Annotated in this window: 18 protein-coding genes; 8 read left to right on the forward strand and 10 right to left on the reverse strand. The window is 74.2% G+C overall.

What is annotated here, in order from left to right; all coding sequences use genetic code 11:
• Positions 1-73 precede the first annotated feature (73 nt).
• On the reverse strand, positions 74-2,431 hold the full coding sequence (locus tag ASC77_RS20265) for a sodium-translocating pyrophosphatase (protein ID WP_056157110.1): 2,358 nt from the start codon (positions 2,429-2,431) through the stop codon (positions 74-76).
• A gap of 203 nt (positions 2,432-2,634) precedes the next feature.
• Positions 2,635-2,973: an anti-sigma factor antagonist gene (locus ASC77_RS20270; protein ID WP_056157267.1), complete on the reverse strand. Its 339-nt coding sequence runs from the start codon at positions 2,971-2,973 to the stop codon at positions 2,635-2,637.
• Positions 2,974-3,185: 212 nt separating this feature from the next.
• On the opposite strand from ASC77_RS20270, the gene ASC77_RS20275 reads away from it, so the two are divergent.
• A complete protein-coding gene (locus tag ASC77_RS20275; RefSeq protein ID WP_235547830.1) occupies positions 3,186-5,513 on the forward strand; it encodes a DEAD/DEAH box helicase in 2,328 nt (775 codons plus the stop codon).
• Positions 5,514-5,547: 34 nt separating this feature from the next.
• Positions 5,548-5,859 (forward strand): hypothetical protein, encoded by a 312-nt coding sequence (locus tag ASC77_RS20280; protein WP_056157112.1) that lies wholly within the window; start codon positions 5,548-5,550, stop codon positions 5,857-5,859.
• Positions 5,860-5,871: 12 nt separating this feature from the next.
• On the opposite strand, the gene ASC77_RS20285 is transcribed toward ASC77_RS20280, so the two are convergent.
• The 7 genes from ASC77_RS20285 to ssd form a co-directional block, all read right to left on the reverse strand.
• The gene (locus tag ASC77_RS20285; protein WP_056157113.1) at positions 5,872-6,243 is read right to left on the reverse strand and encodes an Rv3654c family TadE-like protein; all 372 of its coding nucleotides are present in this window, start codon (positions 6,241-6,243) and stop codon (positions 5,872-5,874) included.
• On the reverse strand, positions 6,240-6,614 hold the full coding sequence (locus ASC77_RS20290) for a TadE family protein (protein WP_056157115.1): 375 nt from the start codon (positions 6,612-6,614) through the stop codon (positions 6,240-6,242). The genes ASC77_RS20285 and ASC77_RS20290 overlap by 4 nt, the downstream gene beginning before the upstream one ends.
• Positions 6,611-6,784, reverse strand: coding sequence for a DUF4244 domain-containing protein (locus tag ASC77_RS26285; protein ID WP_082575066.1), 174 nt, complete (start codon positions 6,782-6,784; stop codon positions 6,611-6,613). Before ASC77_RS26285 ends, ASC77_RS20290 begins: the two co-directional genes overlap by 4 nt.
• Positions 6,785-6,926: 142 nt before the next feature.
• On the reverse strand, positions 6,927-7,655 hold the full coding sequence (locus ASC77_RS20295) for a type II secretion system F family protein (protein ID WP_082575068.1): 729 nt from the start codon (positions 7,653-7,655) through the stop codon (positions 6,927-6,929).
• Complete coding sequence (locus ASC77_RS20300; RefSeq protein WP_082575070.1) at positions 7,652-8,434, reverse strand: type II secretion system F family protein; 783 nt, start codon at positions 8,432-8,434, stop codon at positions 7,652-7,654. Before ASC77_RS20300 ends, ASC77_RS20295 begins: the two co-directional genes overlap by 4 nt.
• Positions 8,431-9,588, reverse strand: coding sequence for a TadA family conjugal transfer-associated ATPase (locus ASC77_RS20305; RefSeq protein ID WP_056157118.1), 1,158 nt, complete (start codon positions 9,586-9,588; stop codon positions 8,431-8,433). The genes ASC77_RS20300 and ASC77_RS20305 overlap by 4 nt, the downstream gene beginning before the upstream one ends.
• On the reverse strand, positions 9,585-10,634 hold the full coding sequence (gene ssd / locus ASC77_RS20310; RefSeq protein ID WP_056157120.1) for a septum site-determining protein Ssd: 1,050 nt from the start codon (positions 10,632-10,634) through the stop codon (positions 9,585-9,587). The genes ASC77_RS20305 and ssd overlap by 4 nt, the downstream gene beginning before the upstream one ends.
• 120 nt (positions 10,635-10,754) lie before the next feature.
• On the opposite strand from ssd, the gene ASC77_RS20315 reads away from it, so the two are divergent.
• The gene (locus tag ASC77_RS20315) at positions 10,755-11,549 is read left to right on the forward strand and encodes an HAD family hydrolase (protein WP_056157122.1); all 795 of its coding nucleotides are present in this window, start codon (positions 10,755-10,757) and stop codon (positions 11,547-11,549) included.
• A 287-nt stretch (positions 11,550-11,836) separates the two neighbouring features.
• Here ASC77_RS20315 and ASC77_RS20320 read toward each other — a convergent pair whose 3' ends face one another.
• Positions 11,837-12,562, reverse strand: coding sequence for a hypothetical protein (locus ASC77_RS20320; protein WP_056157123.1), 726 nt, complete (start codon positions 12,560-12,562; stop codon positions 11,837-11,839).
• Between the two features lie 35 nt (positions 12,563-12,597).
• On the opposite strand from ASC77_RS20320, the gene ASC77_RS20325 reads away from it, so the two are divergent.
• From ASC77_RS20325 to ASC77_RS20345, 5 genes are read left to right on the forward strand one after another with little or no spacing between them, the layout of a single operon-like run.
• Positions 12,598-13,407 carry a class I SAM-dependent methyltransferase gene (locus tag ASC77_RS20325; protein WP_056157125.1) on the forward strand — a complete coding sequence of 270 codons (810 nt, stop codon included), beginning with the start codon at positions 12,598-12,600 and terminating at the stop codon, positions 13,405-13,407.
• A 15-nt stretch (positions 13,408-13,422) separates the two neighbouring features.
• A complete protein-coding gene (locus ASC77_RS20330) occupies positions 13,423-14,538 on the forward strand; it encodes a histidine kinase (protein ID WP_056157128.1) in 1,116 nt (371 codons plus the stop codon).
• A gap of 10 nt (positions 14,539-14,548) precedes the next feature.
• On the forward strand, positions 14,549-15,295 hold the full coding sequence (locus tag ASC77_RS20335; RefSeq protein WP_056157129.1) for a LytR/AlgR family response regulator transcription factor: 747 nt from the start codon (positions 14,549-14,551) through the stop codon (positions 15,293-15,295).
• Complete coding sequence (locus ASC77_RS20340; protein ID WP_056157130.1) at positions 15,292-15,681, forward strand: hypothetical protein; 390 nt, start codon at positions 15,292-15,294, stop codon at positions 15,679-15,681. The genes ASC77_RS20335 and ASC77_RS20340 overlap by 4 nt, the downstream gene beginning before the upstream one ends.
• A gap of 16 nt (positions 15,682-15,697) precedes the next feature.
• Positions 15,698-17,209 (forward strand): cation acetate symporter, encoded by a 1,512-nt coding sequence (locus ASC77_RS20345; protein WP_056157132.1) that lies wholly within the window; start codon positions 15,698-15,700, stop codon positions 17,207-17,209.
• Positions 17,210-17,305 lie beyond the last annotated feature (96 nt).

Here is a 17,305-nt window from a genome sequence, read left to right on the forward strand (position 1 = left end):
TCGAGCCTAGGGCGTGCCGAAACGACGACGACCCGCCCTCCCCTCGCGGGTCGGGCGGGTCGACGTCGTCGGGCTACGGCTGGTGCGGCGCCTCGAACTGCTGCGTCGGAGCCGGGTCGGTCTGCACGACCGGAGGGGGTGGCGGCGGAGGCGTGTCCGCCGGCGCGTCGCCGAACTCGACCTCGCGCCTCTTGGACACGATCACCGCGCCGGCGATGATCGCGACCGCCACCAGGGCGATCAGGATCCGCAGGGCATCGTGCTGGTCCTCGCCGACGCTCATGGACACGACGGCGCTGGCGATCAGCAGCGAGACCAGGTTCATCACCTTGATCAGCGGGTTGATGGCCGGGCCGGCCGTGTCCTTGAAGGGGTCGCCGACGGTGTCGCCGATGATCGTGGCCGCGTGGGCTTCGGAGCCCTTGCCGCCGTGGTTGCCGTCCTCGACCAGCTTCTTGGCGTTGTCCCAGGCACCGCCCGAGTTGGCGAGGAAGACGGCCATCAGCGTGCCGGTGCCGATGGCGCCCGCCAGGAAGCCGGCCAGCGCTGTCACGCCGAGGCCGAAGCCGACCGCGACCGGCGCCAGCACGGCGAGGATGCCGGGCGTGACCAGCTCGCGCAGCGAGTCCTTGGTGACGATGTCGACGACCTTGCCGTACTCCGGACGGCCGGTGCCCTCCATGATCCCGGGGATCTCGCGGAACTGGCGGCGCACCTCGTAGACGACCGCGCCGGCCGCGCGGGCGACCGCGTTGATGGCGAGGCCGGAGAAGAGGAACACCACGGCCGAGCCGAGGAGCACGCCGACCAGGACGGCCGGGTTGAACACCTCGAAGCTGAGGAGGTTGACCTCCTTGGCGCTCGGGTTGGCGTCGACCAGCGCCTCGGCCACCGAGGTGGCGTAGGAGCCGAACAGCGCCGTCGCCGCGAGGACCGCCGTGGCGATCGCGATGCCCTTGGTGATCGCTTTGGTGGTGTTGCCGACGGCGTCGAGGTCGGTCAGGATCTGCGCTCCCTCCTCGCTGACGTCGCCCGACATCTCCGCGACGCCCTGGGCGTTGTCGGAGACGGGACCGAAGGTGTCCATCGCGACGATGACGCCGACGGTCGTCAGCAGGCCGCAGCCGGCCAGGGCGACCGCGAACAGCGAGACGGTCAGGGCAGCACCGCCGAGCAGGTAGGCCCCGAAGACGGCCGCGCCGATGACGAGCGTCGTGTAGACCGCCGACTCGAAGCCGACCGAGAGGCCGGAGAGGATCACCGTCGCCGCGCCGGTGAGCGACGTCTTGCCGACGCCCTTGACCGGGTTGTACTCGGTGCCGGTGTAGTAGCCGGTGAGGGCCAGGATGCCCGCCGCCATCACGATGCCGATGACGACGGCCACGCTCGCGATGACCCGGGGGTCTCCGTCGGCACCGGCCAGCGCGCCGATGTTGTCGAACTCGGCGAAGCTGCCGGGCAGGTAGACGAAGGACAGCACCACGCTGGCGATCGCGGCGATGCCGGCCGACAGGTAGAAGGAGCGGTTGATCGTGGTGAGGCCGTTGACCCCGGGGGTCGGACGGGTCAGGTAGACGCCCGCGACCGCCGTGAGTGCACCGATCGCGGGGATCAGGAGCGGGTAGACCAGGCCCTGGTCACCGAACGCCTGGGAGCCCAGGATCAGCGCGGCGACCAGCGTCACGGCGTACGACTCGAAGAGGTCGGCGGCCATGCCGGCGCAGTCGCCGACGTTGTCGCCCACGTTGTCGGCGATCGTCGCCGCGTTGCGGGGGTCGTCCTCGGGGATGTTCTGCTCCACCTTGCCGACCAGGTCGGCGCCGACGTCCGCGGCCTTGGTGAAGATGCCGCCGCCGACCCGCATGAACATCGCGAGCAGTGCGGCGCCGAAGCCGAAGCCCTCGAGGACCTTGGGCGCCTCGTCCTGGAAGAAGATGACGACGAGGCTCGCGCCCAGCAGGCCGAGGCCGACGGTGAGCATGCCGACCATCGCGCCGGTGCGCAGGCCGATCGTCATCGCGGCCTCGCGGCCGGTCGTGTTGGCGGCGGCCGCGACGCGCAGGTTGGCGCGGACGGCGAGTGACATGCCGAGGTAGCCGACCGAGGCCGAGAAGCCCGCGCCGATGAGGAAGAAGACCGAGCGGAAGATCCGCACGGTCATGTCGTCGGCGGGGAGCGCGAGCAGGGCGAAGAACGCGACGGCGGCGAAGATCGCCAGGGTGCGGAACTGCCGCTGGAGATAGGCGTCCGCGCCCTCCTGCACGGCCTGCGCGATGTTCTTCATGTTGTCGGTGCCCTCGCCTGCGGCGAGCACCTCCTGGCGGAACATCGCCGCCATGGCGAGCGCCCCGAGCGCGATCAGGGCGACGACGATGACGAGGACGAGATTGCCCCCGGTGACTTCGACGGCAGCGGGATGGATCCCCGTCATGCGGTTCCTCCTGGGTGTGATGCCGGACGTGATGCAGATCTCACACGGACGGGCCGGAGTCTACGCACGCCTGGCCCGGCGGCAGCACCGTTATGTGACCTGGAACACACGGCGAGTCGCAATCGCCCCGGGATCGGCCCCCGAAACGACGACACCCCCGTCGTCCGAGGACGACGGGGGTGACGGTGAAGCAGAGGGGCCGGTCAGCTGCCGGCGAGGGCCGCCTCGGCGGAGTCGTGGATCACGAACACCTTGGCGAGGCCGGTGATCCGGAAGATCTTGAGCAGGCGGTCCTGGTTGCAGACCAGCTCGAGCGAGCCGTCGTGGGCGCGGACCTTCTTCAGGCCACCCACCAGGACGCCGAGACCGGTGGAGTCGAGGAACTCGACCTCCTCCATGTCGACCACGATGTCGTAGGCGCCGGCAGCGACCAGCTCGGTGATCTTGTCCCGCAGCTTGGGAGCCGTGTAGACGTCGATCTCGCCGCCGACCGCAACGATGGTCTTCCCACCGGCGTCGCGCGTCGTCAGGGTCAGGTCCACCACTTGTCTCCCGTGCAGCTCGTTCGGTCGACCGGTCCGCCGGGACCTGTTGCCCCGTGTCCGGCCTGGTCAATGAAACCACGCTCATGCCGTCCCGCGCACAAAGTAGGCCACAAGGGCGAGACGATCATCCGAGGCAGGGTACGACGCTCGGCGCCTTCGTGGGGCGTCCGGGGTCCACGGTTGTCGGCGCACTCGGTGAGAATGGACGGGTGACAACGGCCCCGCGCTCCCCGTCGGTCGACCTGGGAGACCTGGTCGACCGACTGGCCTCGGTGCCCGGCCGGGAGGATCGCCTGCGGCACCTGGAGGTGCTGCCACCGCGGGTGGCGCGGGAGGCCGACTGGCCGCTGTGGGTGGCCCCTGAGGTCGTGGCGGCGCTGCGTGGGCGCGGGGTGGACCGGCTCTGGGAGCACCAGGCCGTCGCGGCCGAGGCCGCGTGGGAGGGCCAGCACGTCGTGCTCGCGACCGGGACCGCGTCCGGCAAGAGCCTCGGCTACCAGCTGCCCGCCCTCACCGCGATCCGAGGATCGAGGGGCACGCGCGGTCAGCGCGGCGCCACCGTCCTCTACCTGGCGCCGACGAAGGCACTCGCCCAGGACCAGCTCGCCAGCATCACCGCCCTGGGGCTCGACGTACGCGCCACCACCCACGACGGCGACAGCACGATGGAGCAGCGCGACTGGGCGCGCGACCACGGCGAGTACGTCCTCACCAACCCCGACATGCTGCACCGGTCCCTGCTGCCCGGCCACCAGCGCTGGTCGTCGTTCCTGGGTGCCCTGCAGTACGTCGTGGTCGACGAGTGCCACCACTACCGGGGCGTCTTCGGCGCCCACGTCGCCCAGATCCTGCGACGGCTGCGCCGCCTGTGCGCGTCCTACGGTGCGCACCCGACCTTCGTCCTCGCCTCCGCGACGGTGGCCGAGCCCGACCTCGCGGCCCGCCGGCTGACCGGCCTCGACGTCGCGGCGGTGACCGGCGACGGGTCGCCGCGCGGCCGGGTCAGGCTGGCCCTGTGGGAGCCGCCGTTCACCGCCCACACGGGGGAGAACGGCGCGCCGGTCCGGCGCGCCGCCTCCTCGGAGACCGCGGACCTGCTGGCCGACCTGGTGTCGTCCGACGTCCGCACCCTGGCGTTCGTCCGCTCGCGCCGGGGCGCGGAGCAGGTCGCCATGACCGCCGCCGAGCTGCTCGCCGACGTCGACCCGTCGCTCCCGGGCCGGGTCGCGGCGTACCGCGGCGGCTACCTCCCCGAGGAGCGCCGCGCCCTCGAGGAGGCGCTGCGCAGCGGGGCGCTGACCGGGCTCGCCGCCACGAACGCCCTGGAGCTCGGGATCGACATCAGCGGCCTGGATGCCGTGCTGATGGCCGGGTTCCCCGGCACCCGCGCAGCCCTGTGGCAGCAGGTCGGCCGAGCCGGGCGCGGCGCGCGGGATGCCCTCGGCGTCCTCGTCGCGCGCGACGACCCACTCGACACCTACCTGGTGACCCACCCGGAGGCGCTGCTCGGCCGGCCGGTGGAGGCCACGGTCTTCGACCCGGCGAACCCGTACGTGCTCGGCCCGCAGCTGTGCGCCGCCGCGCAGGAGCTGCCGCTCACGGAGGACGACCTGCCGCTCTTCGGGCCGACCGCCCGCGAGGTCGTCGACGCACTCACCGAGGGCGGACTGCTCCGACGGAGGCCGCGCGGTTGGTTCTGGACCGACCGGCGCCGGGCCAGCGACCTCGCCGACATCCGGTCCGCGGGCGGCGCGCCCGTGCAGCTGGTCGAGGGCGAGACCGGCCGGGTGATCGGCACCGTCGACGCATCCAGCTCCCACGCGACGGCCCACCCCGGCGCGGTCTACGTGCACCGGGGCGAGACCTGGCTGGTGCGCTCCCTCGACCTCGAGGAGCACGTCGCGGTGATCGACCGCGCCGATCCCGACTACTCGACGACGGCCCGCGAGGTCACCGACATCGCGATCGTCGAGGAGCGTGAGCACGTGCAGTGGGGGTCGTGCCGGCTCGCGTTCGGGGTGGTCGACGTGACCCATCAGGTGGTGGCGTTCCTGCGACGCCGCCAGCCCGGGGGCGAGGTGCTCGGCGAGGAGCCGCTCGACCTGCCGGAGCGGTCGCTGCGCACGGCGGCGGTCTGGTGGACGGTGCCGGAGCACGCGCTGGCGGAGTCCGGGCTCGCGGCCCGCGACCTGCCCGGTGCCGCCCACGCCGCCGAGCACTGCTCGATCGGGCTGCTGCCGCTCTTCGCGACCTGCGACCGGTGGGACATCGGCGGTGTCTCGACCGCCCTGCACCCGGACACCGGGCAGCTCACGGTCTTCGTCTACGACGGGCACCCGGGCGGCGCCGGCTTCTCCGAGCGGGGCTACCGGACCGCGCGCGCCTGGCTGACCGCCACCCGCGACGCCATCCTCGCCTGCACCTGCGAGGACGGCTGCCCGTCGTGCATCCAGTCACCGAAGTGCGGCAACCAGAACAACCCGCTCGACAAGGCCGGTGCGGCCGCCCTCCTCGACCTCCTGCTCACCGGGGGCTAGGCATTGCCGCGGGCGATGTCCTAGGGTCCGCGGCATGGTCTTCGGTCTCCTCGTCATGCTGGTCGGCGCACTCGCGGTCGTCGCAGCGGTGCTGACGGCCGACGGCACGAACGTCGAGCTGCTCGGCCTCGACATCACTGCCCTCGGGCTCTACCTCATCGGTCTCGGCAGCGGCCTCGCCCTCCTGTGGGGCTTCAGCATCAGCAAGTGGGGCACCAAGCGCTCCCTGCGCCAGCGCCGCGAGTCCAAGCAGCTCAACGAGCTGTCCGAGAAGCTGGAGAAGCGCGACGCCGAGCGCCGCGACGACGACGAGGACCGCGACAAGAACACCGACCGCGACTACTGAGGCCCGGGCGCTCTAGCGCTCCGCGGGTCCGGCCCGCGCCTCGGCGCCGAGGTCGCCGGTCTGGCCCAGCCACCGCGGGCCGCGCACCTCGACGGCCAGCCGGACGTCGCGCTCGTCGACCCGGCACGACGTCACCGCGGCGCCGTTCGCCGCCACCACCCGTGCGCCCGCCGCGCACCCGTCGGCGCCGCGCGCGAGGGCCTGCGCGGCCGCCAACGCGCCGAGGTCGGCGGCCGACTGGGCGCGGCGCTGGGCGTGGACCATCGCCGACACGACGCCGAGCGCCGCGGCGAGCAGCACCAGCAGGCCGAGGCACGCGATCGCGAACGGCGTCGCCGAGCCGCGCTGGTCACGGTGTCGGTCGCGGGCCTGCCGACGGGTCACGGCGTCGTCTCCTCGCTCGCGGCGACGGCTTCCGCGGACACCTGCGCGAACGGCAGGTCGAAGAGGCCGCCGGGCCCGGAGACCCGTCCGACGACGACGGCGGTGACCTCGCCACCACCGCCGTCGCGAACCGTCACCGTGCTGCCCGGTGGGGCGACCCGCTCCCCGCGCGCGATCGCGGCGTCCGTCGCGTCGCCCCGGGCAACGGCGCGCGCCGTCTCGCGGGCGGCGTCGACCGCGCGCACCTGGGCCGCGCCGACCGACAGCAGCCACACCAGCCCGATCGTCACCGCCAGCAGCAGCGGCAGCGTCATCGCCAGCTCGGCGGTGGCGGCACCGCGCTCGTCGCGGGGAGTGGGCCGCTGGTTCATCCGATGCCCAGCAGCCCGAGCACGTGATCGAACAGGGTCTTGAGCAGCTGGTCGCCGAAGCCGCCGGTCAGCAGCTTGTAGAGCAGCCCGGCCAGACCGGCCCCGGCGGCCGTGCCCACGGCGTACTCCGCCGTGGTGATGCCGCGCTCGTCGCGTGATCGCAGAGACATGTGTTCCTCCGTTTCCCGGCCGCCCGATGCGGCCCGTCGCCCCGACCTTCTGCGATCTCGGAGGATCCCGCTGGCGGGCCGAGCGCGGCTGTGGAGAGCCGTGCGGCGGAGTCGTCGGTGGACGGTTCGTGGCCCGGTGCGGTCACAGGTCGAGGCTGGTGAGCAGGGCGACCACGAGCGGCACGATGCCGATCAGCACGAAGGCCGGCAGCAGGCACAGTCCGAGCGGCACCGCCGCCTGGACGCCGACGGCGCGGGCGCGCTCCTCGCTGTCGGCACGCCCGGTCCGGGCCAGCTCGTCGGCGAGCCTCTCGACCGCGGGGACGACCGGCGCACCGGTCGCGTGCGCGCGAGCCAGGGTGCGGCCGAGCCCGGCCAGCGCCGGGTCGTCCGTCAGCGAGGACCACACCTGCGCAGGGTCGAGCCCGAGCGACAGCCGGGCGGCCACCCCGGCAAGCCGGTCGGCTGCCGGCCCCGGGAGCGCCCGGCAGACCTGGTCGATCGCCTCCCCCGGCGCGGCGCCGGCACGGAGCGCAGCCGCGAACAGCGCGACCACGTGCGGCAGGTCACGCGCGACCGCACGTCGAGCCGCGCGGGCGGAGGCGGGCTCGGCACGACCGATGACCACCCACGTGCCCACCGCCGCCGCGACACCCGCCGCCACCCCCACCGGCCCCGCGACGAAGACCGTCGCCGCCACGCCGGCCAGGCCTGCCCAGAACAGCCGGTGCCGGTGCAGCCAGCCGGCGTCGGAGCTGCGAGCGGCCACCGGGCCGCCGACCACGACCGGGAGCCGCGGGCGCACCCGGACCAGGAGCGCGACCGCCGCGGCCGCCGCGGCCGTTGCCAGCCAGATCATCGGGGTGTTCATGCGACCTCCTCCGCGCCGCGGGCGATGGCCTCGATCCACCAGAGCCCGGCCAGCCCGAAGGCCAGGCCGAGCGCCAGGCAGCCGAGGCCGGCCGGCGTGCCGACGAGGAAGCCCCACGGGTCGCCGCCGGCGCCGGAGCCCATCACCAGGGCGAGCACCGGCAGGCCGGCGACCAGGCGTGCGGTCGCCCGGGCCGAGGCGAGCTCGCCGGCCACGACCCGGCGCGTCCCGGCCGCCGCGCGCAGCGACTCGGCGACCCGGTCGATCGTCGAGGCGAGGCCCTCGCCGGTGCGGTGCGCGACCTGCCAGGCGGCCGCGACGACCCGCAGGTCGCCCGCACCGTCGACACCCGCCGCGAGGTCGCGCATCGCGGTCGGCACGTCCGAGCCGACGCGGAAGGCCGCGGCCACCGGCGCCATGGGCGGCCAGGAGCCGGCGGCGCGGTCGAGGCACTCCCCCGGCGCCCGGCCGGCCGCGAGCTCGCTGGCCATAACCTCGCAGGTCTCGAGCACCCGCGCCGAGACCCCTTCCGCGGCCCGGCGTCGCCGCTGACGTCGCACGAGCGCCACGCCCGCGAAACCCGCGGCCGCCAGCACCAGGAGCAGGGCGCCGGCGCCGGGCGCGACGACGGCGGCCACCACCACGGCGGCCACGACCAGCGGCAGCACCTGCCGCGGGGAGACCCCCGCGCGCGCCGTGCGATCCAGCCGCGCCGGCGGGCGGACGAGCAGCGCGACCGCCACCCCAGCGCAGCCCGCTGCGAGGAGCGCGGCACTCATGGGGCGGCCCGGATCCGGGCCGCCAGGGAACCCGCGGCCGGTCCCGGCCGCGGCCGGGCGTCGGACCCGACGTCGAGCGCAGCGGCCATCGACACCAGGCCGTCGGCGCCGCGCGTGGGGATCGCGACCTGCCGGAGCCGGCGTACGCCGTCGGCGCCCCGGGCCAGGTGGAGCACCACGTCGACGGCGGACGCGAGCTGGCTGTGCGCGGCCGCGCGGCCGAGGCCGGCAGCGAGCGCGAGAGCCTCGACCCGGGCGGGGACGTCGAGCGCCGAGTTGGCGTGCAGGGTGCCGCAGCCACCCTCGTGGCCGGTGTTGAGAGCGGCCAGCAGGTCGACGATCTCCGCGCCGCGGACCTCGCCGACCACGAGTCGGTCGGGTCGCATCCGCAGCGCCTGGCGCACCAGGGTGCGGACCTCGACGGCGCCGGCACCCTCCAGGTTGGCGGGCCTACCCTCGAGGGCGACGACGTGGGGATGGTCGGGCCGCAGCTCGCTGGCGTCCTCGACCACGACGAGGCGTTCGCCGGGGTCGACCCGGGCCAGGAGGGCGGCCAGCAGGGTGGTCTTGCCGGAGCCCGTGCCGCCGCTGACGAGGAACGCCAGGCGCGCGGTCACGATCGCGTCGAGCAGCTCGGCCGTCGCCGGGTCGACCGTGCCGTGCTCGACCAGCTCGTCGAGCGTGAACGCCTGACGTCGCGGGACGCGCAGCGAGATCACCGTGCCCGGTCGGGCCAGCGGCGCCAGGACCGCGTGGAACCGCGATCCGTCGGGCAGCCGAAGGTCGACGTGCGGCGTCGCGTCGTCCAGCCTGCGCCCGCCGAGCGCGGCGAGCCGTTGTGCCAACCGGCGCACGGACTCCTCGTCGGGGAAGCGCACCGCGGTGAGCTCGAGTCCCCGTCCCCGGTCGAGGTAGACCTGCTCCGCGCCGTTGACCAGCACGTCGGTCACGTGCGGGGTCCGCAGCAGCGGCTCGAGGGGGCCGGCCCCGACGACGTCGCGACGCAGCGTCTCGTAGACCGCGAGCACCTCGGCGTCCCCGACGGGCCGCCCGGTCTCGCGCAGCGCCTCGGCGACCCGGTGCGGCGTCAGCGCGCCCGGCGTCCTGGCCAGACGGTCGCGGACCGTCTCCAGGTCCGTCACCTGGAACGTCATGCCGCGGCCGCGTGCAGGAGCGTGAGCTGGTCCAGCGCCTCCCCTGCCGCCCGCCCGAGCGACCCGCGGCGGGAGCGGACCGGGCCGAGGCCGAGGTCGATGGACTCGGCGAGACCCCGCTGATCGGCCATGGTGACCAGCACGGGGACCCGGGTCGCGCGAGCGATCGCGGACGACGCGACGCCGGTGCCGCGCACCACCAGCCGCACCCGGCCAGGGTCGGGCTGACGGGCACAGATCCGAACGGCAGAGGCGACGCCGGCGACGGACGGGACGACGACCACGAGCAGCCGGTCGCAGCGGGCGACGAGCTCGTCGACCAGCGCGTCGTCGGACCGCGGCAGGTCCACCACCACGAAGTCGTGGCCGCGCTGGGCCGCCGAGAGCACCTCGCGGACGGCGAACGCCTGCAGCGTTCCGGGCGCCCCTGCGTGCCAGGTGAGCGCCGCGAGGTCCTCACGGCGGGGCAGTGCCTCGCGCAGGGACCGCGCGCTCAGCCGGCCCGTGGTGTGGCAGAGCCCGTCCCAGCGCACCCCGTCGCGCTCCTCGAGGCCGAGCACCCGGTCGACGCCGGGGCCGAGGGGGTCGGCGTCGACGACCACCGCCCGACCGCGCCGGGCGGCCAGCTGGCCGAGCGCGCACGCGAAGGTCGTCGCCCCCGCGCCGCCGCTGCCGCCGATCACCCCGATCACCGCGCCGGCGGGTCGTTGCGGGTCGCCCAGGTCGGTCAGCGCCTCGACCAGCCATCCCTCCGACGCCGGCAGCTGGGCGACGCTCTCGCCGCCCAGCGCGACCGTCACCCGGAACATCTCGTCGGGCACCGGGCCCCAGGCCACCACGTGCACCCCGGACCGGCGCGCCGGCGAGATCGCGGCCAGCTCGGCGGCGACGTCGCTGCCGACCAGCACCAGCGGGGCCATCGGCCAGCGCCGCAGCGCCGCGCCGAGGTCCGGCGCCACATCGGGTGTGATGCCGGCGGCCGCGGCCAGGCGCAGCAGCTGGTCCAGCAGGGACTGGTCACGGGTGACGATGAGCGGAGCGGTCATGGCGGCGATGCTTCCCGCTGCCGCCCTCAGGGGCGACCGGGTGGATTTCCCTTGTGGACAAGGCGGTTCGACGGCGGCGCTGTGGACGGAACCCGGCCCGCACCCACCTACGATGGGGCCATGGCGCACACCGCGGCGTTCTTCGACCTCGACAAGACGATCATCGCCAAGTCGAGCACGCTCGCCTTCAGCAAGCCGTTCCAGGCCGGCGGCCTGATCACGCGGCGCGCGGTGCTGCGCTCGGCGTACGCCCAGTTCGTCTACCTCGTCGGCGGCGCGGACCACGACCAGATGGAGAAGATGCGGCAGTTCATGTCGCAGCTCTGCACCGGCTGGGACGTCGCGACCGTGCGCGAGATCGTCGCCGACACGCTCTACAACGTCGTCGAGCCGATCGTGTACGACGAGGCCGTGTCGCTGATCGAGGAGCACCGGCTCGCCGGTCGCGACGTCGTCATCGTGTCGGCCTCGGGCTCCGAGGTCGTCGAGCCGATCGCCGCGATGCTGGGCGCCGACCGGGTGATCGCGACCCGGATGGAGATCGTCGACGGTCGCTACAGCGGCGAGATCGAGTACTACGCGTACGCCGAGGAGAAGGCGCGCGCGATCCGCGAGCTCGCCGAGGAGGTCGGCTACGACCTGGACGACAGCTACGCCTACAGCGACTCGGTGACCGACGTGCCGATGCTGGAGGCCGTCGGCCACTCCTTCGCGGTCAACCCGGACAAGGAGCTGCGCAAGGCGGCGAGCGTCCACGAGTGGCCCGTGCTGGTCTTCACGAAGCCGGTCGCACTGCGCGCCCGGATGCCGCTGCCTCCGGCTGGACCGACCCTCGCGGCGCTCGCCGTGGGCGGCGTCGTGGCGGTCGGCGGGGTGCTCTGGGCCAACGCCCGACGCCGCCGTCTCGGCGCCTGATCCGACCCACCAATCACCCGGCAAGTCAACCCTTGCGGACTGATCGGGACCGGCGTACACATGAGGTCAGAACTCCACATCCTGCACGTGAGCCTGGTACCCACGCGGCGATCTACCCTTCATCAGGGCGTTGGCCGAGCCGGGATACACCCGGGGCCGCAGTTAGAGAGTGCACGCTTGGTAGCCAACGGCGTCACGTGTCAGCGACGGCACCCGGCCCACCACTCGAGAACCGGGTGCCGTTCGCACGGGTGGACTCCGGGGTGGTCGAGCGGGAGGCAGCAGCCTCAGTCGGCCGACCGTCTCAGCGGACTCGCCTCGGCCCCCGCGGCGTACGCCTCGGCGGCGTAGAGCAGCCAGGCGTGCACCCCGGCGCCGCCGCCGTCGCGGTAGCCGCGCAGGTTGGACTCGTACGCCGCCCGCAGCGCCAGGTGGCCGGCCTCCGGCACGACCAGCGACTTCTCGTCGACGCCCCGGGCGACCAGGACGAGCCGCTCGGCGGCCCGCGCGACGATGCCGTTGTGCGAGGCGAACGGTGCCGCGGTCGCGAGCGTCGCGTGCACGATCGCCGCGACCAGCAGCGCCGGGGCCTCGGTCGGCGCGGTCATCAGCTGGCCGACGCCGCGCAGCGTCTCGGCAGCTCCCCCGTCGCGCGGGCGGCCGCGGCTCTCGGCCGGCAGCCCGGCCGCCGCCAGCGCGTGGATGCGCGCCAGCGCCTGCAGCGGAGCGCGGCTCAGTGCCGGAGCCAGGCCGAGCAGCTCGGTGGACACCCGCACCGCGTCGGCGGAGGTCTCGTCGCCCGTGCCGGCGCGCACCTCGGTCAGGGTCGCCGCCGAGCCCTCCAGCACGGCGCTCGCGTGCGCCCCGCGCAGCAGGCTCTCGGCGGTCGTCTCGGGAGAGGTACGGCGCAGACCGCGGTCGCGCAGCATCACGTCGATCCCGTCGCGGGCGGCGGCGTATGCCGAGGGGACGCCCTCGAGGGACACCAGGTGCGACAACGGATCCGGGCTCACCGGCGAAAGGCTATCCGGCGGGTACGGTTGGACCGATGACTGATCCCGCCCGTTCCTTCGGCTCCGTCGCCGATGCCTACGACCGTGGTCGGCCCGGCTACCCCGCCGAGGCCGCGACGTGGCTCGTGGGCGACGAGCCGGTCACCGTCCTCGAGATCGGCGCCGGCACCGGCAAGCTGACCGAGGCGCTGGTGGCGGTCGGCCACGACGTGCACGCCACCGACCCCGACGACGCGATGCTCGCCCGGCTGCGCGCCCGCCTGCCCGACGTCCCGACCTCGGTCGCCTCCGCCGAGGAGCTGCCCGCCGCCGACGGGTCGTACGACGTGGTGGTGGCCGGCCAGGCGTTCCACTGGTTCGACCTCGACCGGGCCCTGCCGGAGATCGCGCGCGTGCTGCGACCCGGCGGCCGGCTGGCCCTGGTGTGGAACCAGCGCGACGAGCAGATCCCGTGGGTGCGCAAGCTCGGTCGGGTCATCGGCACCCAGGAGCACCTCCGCGACGCGGGCCCGCTGGTCGAGTCGGCGTACTTCGACGACGTCGAGGAGGAGTCGTTCCGGCACTGGCAGCTGATCGACCGCGACTCCGTGCAGGACCTGGCGCTCTCGCGCTCCAACCTCGCCGTGATGGACGAGCCGGCCCGGGAGGCCAAGCTCGCCGAGGTGCTCGCGCTGTACGACGACTACGGGCGCGGCATGGACGGCATGCAGCTGCCCTACCTCGCCTTCTGCTTCCGGGCGACCGTCGCGCAGCGGCCGGCCCCGACCGACCCGGCAGCCGACGCCGGCCCCGCGACCACGGCACCCGCCGAGAGCGACGACGTCCTGCTCATCGACTTCAGCTGAGACCGCGGCCCGACGATGCCCCGACCGTGGCGCCGCCGGCACCTGGGCACCGAGGCCGACCGGGCCACCTTCCGCACGCTCCACAACGCCTCGCTGGCGGCACCCCCGCTGCGCGCGGGGCTGACCGGCGAGAGCGCCGAGCGCAGCATCCGGCACCTCCACGACCTGCTGGGCAGCCCGGCCCTCGCGCTGACCGACACCGCCGGCCCCCTGGCCTGGCACGGGCACGGGCAGCACCACGAGGAGCAGTGCGCCCGGCTGGCGGCGGCGACCGTCGAGGTCGGGCGCACCCGCGTCTTCGACCGCGGCGACCTGCCCTGCGACGTGGCGGGCTGCGAGATCCGGTCGGCGGTCGTGAGCCCGCTGGTCACCGAGGAGCGGGTCGTCGGCACCCTCCAGGTCTTCGCCGCCGCCCCGACCGCGGGCCTCGCCCGCGCCGCCGACGAGGTCGCGCTCTGGGTCGGCGCCCAGCTCGAGCTCGCCGAGCTCGACGCCTCGCGCACCCGGCTGATGGAGGCCGAGGTGCGCGCCATGCGGGCCCAGATCAGCCCGCACTTCATCTACAACTCGCTCGGCGCGATCGCGAGCTTCGTGCGCACCGACCCCGACCGGGCCCGCGAGCTGCTGCTGGAGTTCGCCGACTTCACCCGCTACTCCTTCCGCCGGCACGGCGAGTACACGACGCTCGCCGAGGAGCTCCGCTCGGTCGAGCGCTACCTGCTGCTGGAGCAGGCGCGCTTCGGCGACCGGCTCCGGGTGACCCTGCGGATCGCCCCGGAGGTGCTGCCCGTCGCCGTGCCGTTCCTGTGCATCCAGCCGTTGGTCGAGAACGCCGTACGCCACGGCCTCGAGTCGGCCGAGGGTGGTGGCTCGATCAGCATCGTGGCCCGCGACCAGGACCAGGAGTGCGTGATCGAGGTGGAGGACGACGGCGTGGGCGAGGACCCCGACGTCGTACGGCGCGCGCTCGCCGGCGACGCCGCCCTCGACTCGGTCGGGCTGGGCAACGTCGACGGCCGGCTGCGGACGACGTTCGGTGACGACTACGGGCTGGTGGTGGAAACTGCTCCGGGAGCGGGTACGAGAGTGACGGTCCGCGTCCCCAAGTTCGCCCCGGGAGTGCACGTATGAGAGTCGACCCATGAGAGTCCTGGTCGTCGACGACGAGCAGCCCGCGCTCGACGAGCTCGCGTTCCTGCTCGGCGCCGAGCCGCGGGTCAGCGCCGTCGTCACCAGCTCGTCGGCGACCGATGCCCTGCGCATCCTGCGGGAGAGTGCCGTCGACGCGGTCTTCCTCGACATCCAGATGCCGGGGCTGACCGGGCTCGAGCTGGCGCAGGTGCTGAGCCGCTTCCGGACGCCGCCGCCGGTGGTCTTCGTGACCGCGCACGAGCAGCACGCCGTCGAGGCCTTCGACCTGCACGCCGTCGACTACGTGCTGAAGCCGGTGCGCGCCGACCGCCTCACCGAGGCCGTACGCCGCGTCGTCAGCACCGTCGAGGGCAAGGCCGAGTCGAGCACGGCGAAGGACGACGCGCAGGTGGCGGTCGAGCGGGGCGGGGTCACCCGCTTCCTCAACCGCTGCGACATCACGCACGTGGAGGCCCAGGGCGACTACGCCCGGCTGCACACCGCGACCGAGTCGCACCTGGTCCGCAGTCCCCTGACCACGCTCGAGGAGGAGTGGGCCACCGCCGGGTTCGTGCGGATCCACCGCTCGCTCCTGGTCTCGCTCGACCACGTCACCGAGGTCCGGATGGACGGCGGTCGCTGCACGGTCGTCGTGGGCCCTGCCAAGGACGGGCCTGGCGTCGAGCTGGTCGTCAGCCGGCGGCACACCCGCGAGCTGCGCGAGCTGCTGCTGGCCTCGCGGACCGCTGGCCCGTGACCGAGCCCGGCCAGCATCCGGCGGAGCCGCCGGAGCGGGTGCGGGTCACCGGCCCGCCGAGCCGGCGGGCGGCGACGGCCCGCACGTCCGACATCGACGCCGGCACCCGTCTCGGTGGCGTCTACATGCGCTCGCTGCTGCGCGAGCAGCTCCGGCTCGCGCTCGGCGTGCTGGCCGTGATGGCGCTGACGATCGGGCTGCTGCCGCTCGCCTTCTACCTGGCGCCCGAGCTCTCCGAGGTCCGCCTGCTCGGCGTACCGCTCGGTTGGCTGCTGCTCGGCGTCGTCGTCTACCCGGCGCTGGTCGCGCTCGGCTGGGGCTACGTACGACGGGCCGAGCGCAACGAGCGCGACTTCGCCGAGATCGTCTCGGAGCAGGACGCATGAGCGAGCGAGTGCGTGCATGAGCCTCGACGCCGCGCCCGGCATCGTCGCGATCACCCTGGTCACCGTCGCGACCCTGGTGATCGGCACGTGGGGGCTGCGGTTCTCGCGCACGACGAGCGACTTCTTCGTCGCGTCGCGGACCGTGCACCCGCGGCTCAACGCGAGCGCGATCGGCGGCGAGTACCTCTCGGCCGCGTCCTTCCTCGGCGTCGCCGGGCTGGTGCTGCTCAACGGCGCCGACATGCTCTGGTACCCGGTCGGCTGGACCGCCGGCTACCTCGTCCTGCTCGTCCTGGTCGCCGCCCCGCTGCGTCGCTCGGGCGCCTACACGCTGCCCGACTTCGCCGAGGCCAGGCTCGGCTCGCGCGGGGTCCGATCGGCCTGCTCGGTGCTCGTCGTCGCGATCGGCTGGCTCTACCTGCTGCCGCAGTTCCAGGGCGCAGGGCTGACCCTGCGCTCGGCCGTGGGCGCCCCGACCTGGGTCGGTCCGGTGATCGTCGGGGTGGTGGTGCTCGCCAACGTGACGTCCGGCGGGATGCGCAGCATCACCTTCGTGCAGGCCTTCCAGTACTGGCTCAAGCTCACCGCGCTGCTCGTCCCGGCGGCGGTGCTGCTCGTCGTCTGGGCCGGCGACTCCTCGCCGCGGCCGTCCGGGGCCGGAGACTGGTCGGTGCCGCTCGCGTCGGGCGGCGGGTCAGGCCTCTACGTGACCTACTCCCTGATCATCGCGACGTTCCTCGGCACTATGGGCCTGCCTCACGTGGTCGTCCGCTTCTACACCAACCCCGACGGTCGCGCGGCCCGGCGTACGACGCTGGTGGTGCTGGTGCTGCTCGGCCTCTTCTACCTGCTGCCGCCGGTCTACGGCGCCCTCGGCCGGGTCTACGCCCCCGAGCTGGCGGCCACCGGGCGGTCGGACGCCCTCGTGCTGGAGCTGCCGCGGATCATGGTCGACGGCCTGCTCGGCGAGGTGCTCACGGGGATGGTGACCGCGGGCGCGTTCGCGGCGTTCCTGTCGACCTCGTCGGGGCTCTCGATCGCGGTCGCCGGGGTGCTCAGCCAGGACGTGACAGGGCGGGCGTGGTGGGGGCGGCGACTGGGCGGGGTGAGCGCGTTCCGGGTCGCTGCGGTGGTCGCGGTGACGGTGCCGTGCATCGTGGCGCTGCTGGTGCCCAACCTGGGCGTGGCCCGGGCGGTCGGACTCGCGTTCGCCATGGCCGCCGCGACCTTCTGCCCGCTGCTCCTGCTCGGCATCTGGTGGCGCCGCCTCACGTCGTACGGCGCGGTCGCGGGGCTCGCCATCGGCGGGCTCAGCTCCGCCGTCGCGATCGCCTGGACCGTCCGCACCCCGGCGCCGTCCGGCTGGGTGGACGCGCTGATGGGCCAGCCCGCCGCGTGGACGGTGCCGCTCGCCCTCCTCACCATGGTCGTCGTCTCACTGGGCACCCGCGCCCGGGTCCCCGACCACGCCGACCGGTTCCTGGTACGGCTGCACACGCCGGAGACCGTGGACCTGGACCGGGGCTGATCGGCGCCCGGCCCGCTGTAACGCCGGGTTACTGACTCTTCCCACGAGGTTGCAACACGCTGGGAACAGCAACTAACCCGGCGTTACAGCCAGCGG

The sequence above is a fragment of the Nocardioides sp. Root1257 genome (genome assembly GCF_001425175.1).
Lineage (GTDB): Bacteria > Actinomycetota > Actinomycetes > Propionibacteriales > Nocardioidaceae > Nocardioides.